Origin of the sequence: Aquicoccus porphyridii (genome assembly GCF_008369105.1) — a bacterium.
GTDB lineage: Bacteria > Pseudomonadota > Alphaproteobacteria > Rhodobacterales > Rhodobacteraceae > Aquicoccus > Aquicoccus porphyridii.
The window spans coordinates 1-2469 of the sequence record NZ_VINQ01000045.1; the positions used below are offsets into that span (position 1 = coordinate 1).

The following is a 2469-nucleotide window of genomic DNA, read 5'->3' on the forward strand; positions in this document are numbered from 1 at the left end:
TGTGAACAGGCGTGCAAAATTGACCCCGTAGCGGGGTAATCGGCGTCCAAAAGTGACCCCCCTGATATTTCTGTTTTGATGCTTCCTCAGATGCATGAGGGAGCGAGTTGGGGATGTTGGTTGTGGAGACGATTGCGAAGATCAGGCGGGCGTATTTCATTCAGAGGAAGCCGATCAAGCAGATCTGCCGGGAGCTGCGGGTATCACGGAACACGGTGCGCAAGGTGGTCCGGTCGGGCGCGACCGAGTTCAGCTATGACCGATCCACCCAGCCCCGGCCCAAGATCGATCCCTGGCGGTCCGACCTGGATGAGATGCTGGCCGAGAATGACCGGCAACCCAAGCGCCAGCGGCTGACCCTGGTTCGGATTTATGAAGAGCTGCGCAACCGGGGTTATGACGGCAGCTATGATGCGGTGCGGCGCTATGCGGCGAGTTGGTCGAAGGCGACCCGGGAAGCTTCCGCCGCTGCCTATGTGCCGCTGAGCTTCGATCCGGGGGAAGCCTATCAGTTCGACTGGAGCCACGAGGTTGTCCTGATCGATGGCGTCACCACGATGGTGAAGGTGGCGCATGTGCGCTTGAGCCATAGCCGGATGCCGTTCGTGCGGGCCTATCCGCGCGAGACCCAGGAGATGGTGTTCGACGCCCACGACAAGGCGTTCGCGTTCTTCGGCGGAGCTTGCGCCCGGGGGATATACGACAACATGAAGACGGCGGTCGATGCGATCTTCGTCGGCAAGGATCGCGCCTATAACCGGCGGTTCCAGCAGATGTGCGGCCATTACCTGGTTGACCCGGTAGCCTGCACCCCGGCCTCGGGCTGGGAGAAGGGTCAGGTCGAGAACCAGGTGGGCGTGGTCCGGCGGCGGTTCTTTGTGCCGCGTCCGAAGTTCAAATCCTATGCCGAACTGAACGCTTGGCTGGAAGACCGATGCCTGGACTATGCCAAGGCGAACAAACATCCGGAGCTGCGCGACAAGACCATCTGGGAGGTGTTCGAAGAAGAGCGTCCGAGCCTTGTGCCCTATGTCGGTCCCTTCGATGGATTCCACGCCGTTCCGGCCTCGGTATCAAAGACCTGCCTCGTGCGATTTGACAAGAACCGCTACTCGGTAGATGCCCGCGCCGTTGGCCGGCCGGTCGAGATCAGGGCCTATGCCGATCGGCTGGAATGCTGGCAGGATGGGCGGATCGTCGGCCGACACGAGCGTGCCTTCGGGCGGGACAAAACCCTCTTCGATCCCCTGCATTACATCCCCGTTCTAACCCGCAAACCTGGCGCCCTGCGCAACGGCGCGCCCTTCAAGGAATGGGAACTGCCGGTGCCTATCCGTCGCGTGTGGCGCAAGCTGGAGCGTCAGCCCGGCGGCGATCGGCAAATGGTCGACATCCTGAGCGCCGTGCTGACCGATGGGATCGAGGCGGTTGAAGCAGCCTGTGCCGAGGCGCTGTCGCACAATGTCCATTCCGCTGGCGTCGTGCTGAACATCCTGGCCCGGCACCGCGAGCCGCCACCGCCCCTGACAATTACAACGCCAGATGCGCTGAAGCTGGCCTGCGAGCCAATTGCCGACTGCAACCGATATGACAGCTTGAGGAGAACACAGAATGGAACGCTCAGACGTGATCGACGCGATGGGGAAGCTGCGGCTCTACGGAATGAGGGCCGCCTATGACGAGGTGCTGACCACCGCCGTCAAACGCCAGCATGAACCGCAACAGATCATCGGCGACCTGCTCACCGCCGAGATACGCGAGAAGCAAGCCCGGTCGGTCAAATACCAGATGACCATCGCCAAGCTGCCGCTCGCCAAGGAACTGGAAGAGTTCGACTTCGAGACCGCCGAGGTTAACGAGACCCTGATCCGCGACCTGGCCACCGGCGACTTCCTCGACCATCAGCGCAATCTTGTCCTGATCGGTGGGACAGGAACCGGCAAGACCCACCTCGCCGTCAGCATCGCCCGCGCCTGCATCCGGGCCGGGCGCCGGGGCCGGTTCTTCAATGTCGTCGACCTGGTGAACAAGCTCGATGCAGAAGCCCGCGCCGAACGGCAGGGCCGCACCGCCGAGTTGATCTCCCGGCTCGACTTCCTGATCCTCGACGAGCTCGGCTACCTCCCGTTCGCCCAGACCGGCGGCCAGCTCCTGTTCCATCTCATCAGCAAACTCTACGAACGCACATCCATCATCGTCACAACCAACCTGGCCTTCGGCGAATGGCCCAGCGTCTTCGGCGATGCCAAGATGACCACCGCGCTCCTCGATCGCCTCACCCACCACTGCGAGATCGTCGAAACCGGAAACGAAAGCTGGCGCTTCAAGAACCGCGCATAGCGCCAACCCGGACCCCCGCAGGCCCGCCGCCGCTGCGCTATGTGAGGGCTACGCAGCGCCGGGCCTGCTCAGCTCAAAGGGGTCAATTTTGAATGCCGATAGGGGGTCAGCTTTGGATGCCGATTGACA

2 protein-coding genes are annotated in these 2469 nt (G+C 62.3%); both read left to right on the top strand.

The genetic code is table 11. The annotated features are described in order from the left end of the window. The first annotated feature begins 113 nt into the window (after nucleotides 1–113). On the top strand, nucleotides 114–1679 hold the full coding sequence (gene istA, locus FLO80_RS21585; protein ID WP_149187109.1) for an IS21 family transposase: 1566 nt from the start codon (nucleotides 114–116) through the stop codon (nucleotides 1677–1679). Beyond that, nucleotides 1612–2340 carry an IS21-like element helper ATPase IstB gene (gene istB / locus FLO80_RS21590; protein WP_149187110.1) on the top strand — a complete coding sequence of 243 codons (729 nt, stop codon included), beginning with the start codon at nucleotides 1612–1614 and terminating at the stop codon, nucleotides 2338–2340. Before istA ends, istB begins: the two co-directional genes overlap by 68 nt. Nucleotides 2341–2469: the final 129 nt, after the last annotated feature.

Coding starts and splice junctions, on each gene's coding strand:
- istB (WP_149187110.1), top strand. CDS start 1,612: ATGGAACGCTCAGACGTGATCGACGCGATGGGGAAGCTGCGGCTCTAC.
- istA (WP_149187109.1), top strand. CDS start 114: ATGTTGGTTGTGGAGACGATTGCGAAGATCAGGCGGGCGTATTTCATT.